Genomic DNA, 3,470 nt, shown 5'->3' with positions numbered 1-3,470 from the left:
CGCATGGCAACACTCCCATTGGTCCTGAACAGCCAAGCCGATACCAGATCGGCGGGGGGTGTTGCACTTCGCGTCGGAACTCAAGGGTCGATATCAGGAAGATGCAATAAGGCTGTTTTGTGAGGAGTGATAACTTATCCACAAAAAATAACGGCAGGCAGCAAGGTGTAAAAGCCGTTGTACAGCCGTATTTTTTCTATTCCTTTCCTCAGCTCGATTCTGTTTTGGAACGTTTTCCTGTCTTGCCGCATAGCGTGACGAAATCTGACCACGGACGAACGGCGTCACTCGCGGGCGCCCCGGCAGTCCATGATCCGACGGGATCGTGTCGCGGCTCCGGCGCCGAACTGATCTCTCGCATGGCCGGAAGGCCGATCCGGTGGTAGGGTAACGAGCGTTCGCAAAGATCAAACCGATGATCATTGATTTATTGAGCCGAGAACATCGCAACATCGAAAAGCTGCTCCTGGTTCTCGAGCGGGAGCTGGGCGTTCTTGAGCGGGGAGAGCGGCCCGACTACGAGGTTGTCTGGGCGGTTATTTGCTATTTCAAAGTCTATCCCGAGGTCTACCATCATCCGCAAGAGGACATGGTGTTCAAGAAGCTGAGAGCGCGCGATCCTGCCGCGGCTGCGGTTATTGGCGATCTCGCGGACGAGCATCGGAAAGGCGCCCAACGTTTGCGCCGGGTTGTGCAGGCGGTCGAGAGTGTGCTGAGAGATCCGGACGTCCCGCGGCGCACGGTCGACGACATGATTCGCGACTTCATCGTGCATGGACGGCGCCATATCGCCATGGAAGAGCGTGATTTCTTTCCGGCCGCGGTCAAGGCTCTGCAACCTCAGGACTGGGTGGAGATCGCCTCGACATTGAGGGATCGGAAGGATCCGCTTTTCAGCGAACGCGTCGAAGAGAGGTTCGACGCCGTGCGAAAGCATATCTTGCAGTTGGAGCAGGAGGCTGAGGCGGAACGGGGCTGGCCGGGTCGGTGACTGGCCAACTGGGCGGCCCGGCGATCGGAGAAGCCAGCCCCTCGACCGGAATGATCATTCGTCAATGCTAGCCATATGATTGTTGAACTTGGTCAGGTCGTCGCCCTTGAGCGTGCTCAGCGCGATTTTGTTCCAAGCCGCCTTGGCGTCGTTTAGGGAAATCTCGTCATCGGCGGGCCGCAGGGTAAAAACCAGGTCGTAGGGATTGGTGATATTCCGGGTGGTCGAAGTCCAGGCGAAGACCGTGAACGTCTTCAGATTGGGGTCCAATGCCGCCGAGGCCTGGTTGACCGTGTTGTTCTTCGACGATTTCTTGCTGCCGCCACGAATGGCGGCGAGGGTGTCCTCGATCCTGTCCTTGTCGCCCTGCAGGCTCACCGACACGGTTCCGTCCGGGTTGTTACGGGCGGAGCCGGCGAGATTGTACATGATCGCCTCCTTCTGGATCATGGCCCGGAAACCGACCTTCTGGATATCGGCGCCGGTGACAGTGGCTGTAACGGCCGCTTGCTTGGGGCTGTCGGTCTTGCTCATGCCGTTTTCCTTCGGTCGGGGGTGCCTAATCGATCGCAGCCCCTGAGGTGGTCAGGGTTCAGTCCACGTCGCGGACCCGGAGTGTAACCCACAAGGCTGGTCCAAAGCAGTCCAAACTTCCGTGAACCCAGGCGAGGGGCCAAGCGTGTGTGATTTTGACCGCCAGCTTGCATTCGGGTCGCTCTTTACGCTTAAAGGGCCAGACTTCGCCTGTAACGATCGGGTGAGCGCGTGGGCGGCTCTCGCCTTGCTGGAAATTTAGGGTGGGCAAGCGTCTTGGTCGGAGCCGGTACGGACAGAACGAAACAGCTTTTCGAGGGCGGCCCGGCGATCGTGCTGGTGCGGCCGCAACTGGCGGTCAATATCGGCATGTGCGCCCGCGCCATGGCCAATTTCGGCCTGTCGGACCTGCGCCTCGTGTCTCCGCGCGAAGGCTGGCCGAGAACGGGCGCGCGGCGCAAGGGCGCCTATGCCGCCGCCGCCGGCGCCGTGCATCTGCTCGAGAACGCCAGGGTTTTCGACAGCGTCGCGGAGGCCGTCGCCGATCTGAACTTCGTCTGGGCGACGACGGCGCGCGAACGCGGCCAGCACAAGCGCATCGAGGTTCCAGAAGTCGCCATGGCGGAATCCGCCGCCGCCGTTCAGGCGGGCGAAAAGCATGGCGTCTTGTTCGGACCGGAGCGCACCGGACTCGATAACGACGATATCGCGCTGGCCAGCGCCATCCTGACCTTTCCGGTCAATCCGGCCTATGGCTCGCTCAATCTGGCGCAAGCGGTGCTGCTGTGCGGCTACGAGTTCTTCAAGGCGCGGCAGGGCGGGGCCGTCCCCTTCGACATGACTGAACGTTCGCCGCCGGCGCAGCGCGAAATGACCCTGTCCTTTTTCGAGTTCCTGGAAGCAAAGCTCGACGCGGCGGGCTTTTTCCGGCCGGAATCGAAACGCCCGGTGATGCAGCGCAACATGCGCAACATGCTGCATCGGATGAACCTGTCGCAGCAGGACGTGCGCACCCTGTGGGGCGCGATCGTCCGTCTGGTCGAAGGCCCGAGGGAAAAACCGCAGACAAGGAAGAGGATCAAGCAGGTGAAGGCGCCGCAGGAACCGCCAGAGCCAGGGGCGTAGGGCTGGACTCTCCCTTCTCCGGCAAGGGGAGAAGGGAGGGCGCCCTTTTTGTAATGGGCGTTGAATTGCTTCAGGCCCCAGTCGGTGATGTTGTCGATGCGCTCGCCTTCGAGCGTTGCGCCCTTCTCCCCTTGCGGGAAGCTTTGGCTAAGAAAGGCCGTATGTCAAAAAACGCAGGCGATTGTCTAAAAAATACCGGGTAAACAATTTTTCTTAGCGGTTCCGAAGGTGGCTGCGACGGGGCCTTAATCGAAAAATATATTTCGTATAAGGGCTTGCGGGGTGGTAAGCTGCACCCAACTATCGCGTACCATGAGGTACATTTTGCCAGACGAAGACAATCCGACGGTCGTGCCGGACGAGCAACCGAACATCGATGCGCTTCGATTTCACCGTAAACTCGACCGTATACTCGAACCGATAAGGAATGAAGCAGCGCAAGCGCTATCGATTCTGGAAGCCGCCGAAACAGAGCTTGCGTTTGTTAAGAGCCGCGTCTCTGACGCCAAAGAAGAATATCAGAGACTCACGAACATAATTTCGATGATTGAACGCGAATACGCATCAGGTGGGAAGCAATCGGTTGCGCCCGCTTCTCTCACCCAACCGGACCAAGAATTCGCACAGAATGAGGGGCCTTCAGCTCGTTACGCGCGCACTAGACCGGGGTCAAAACGTGATCGGGTCAATGCGGCGATAGAAGACTTGCTGGCGAATGGCCCCATGCATAAACGGGATATAGCGAAGCACTTAGTAGCGGCGGGACCTCGCCGCCGGATGGCACGCCAAAGACCCCGCCAGCTACGCCCCGGAGCGGGAG

General features: G+C 59.5%; 4 protein-coding genes. 3 read left to right on the top strand and 1 reads right to left on the bottom strand.

Annotation, left to right across the window (positions count from 1 at the left end; genetic code table 11):
- The first annotated feature begins 415 nt into the window (after nt 1-415).
- On the top strand, nt 416-991 hold the full coding sequence (locus ACLP2E_RS17400; protein WP_442463391.1) for a hemerythrin domain-containing protein: 576 nt from the start codon (nt 416-418) through the stop codon (nt 989-991).
- 54 nt (nt 992-1,045) lie between these two features.
- On the opposite strand, the gene ACLP2E_RS17395 is transcribed toward ACLP2E_RS17400, so the two are convergent.
- Nucleotides 1,046-1,525, bottom strand: coding sequence for an acylphosphatase (locus ACLP2E_RS17395; protein WP_442466657.1), 480 nt, complete (start codon nt 1,523-1,525; stop codon nt 1,046-1,048).
- A gap of 276 nt (nt 1,526-1,801) precedes the next feature.
- Between ACLP2E_RS17395 and ACLP2E_RS17390 the strand changes: the two genes are divergently transcribed.
- Both ACLP2E_RS17390 and ACLP2E_RS17385 read left to right on the top strand, forming a co-directional pair.
- Complete coding sequence (locus tag ACLP2E_RS17390; protein ID WP_442466656.1) at nt 1,802-2,650, top strand: RNA methyltransferase; 849 nt, start codon at nt 1,802-1,804, stop codon at nt 2,648-2,650.
- Between the two features lie 324 nt (nt 2,651-2,974).
- Nucleotides 2,975-3,470: hypothetical protein (locus tag ACLP2E_RS17385; RefSeq protein WP_442466655.1), on the top strand; the 496-nt coding region annotated here is incomplete at its 3' end.

The sequence above is a fragment of the Rhodoblastus sp. genome (assembly GCF_052145335.1).
In the GTDB taxonomy this organism is placed as follows: domain Bacteria; phylum Pseudomonadota; class Alphaproteobacteria; order Rhizobiales; family Beijerinckiaceae; genus Rhodoblastus.
Note: the sequence above shows the minus strand (reverse complement) of the source record. Positions and strands in the feature narration are given on the sequence as shown.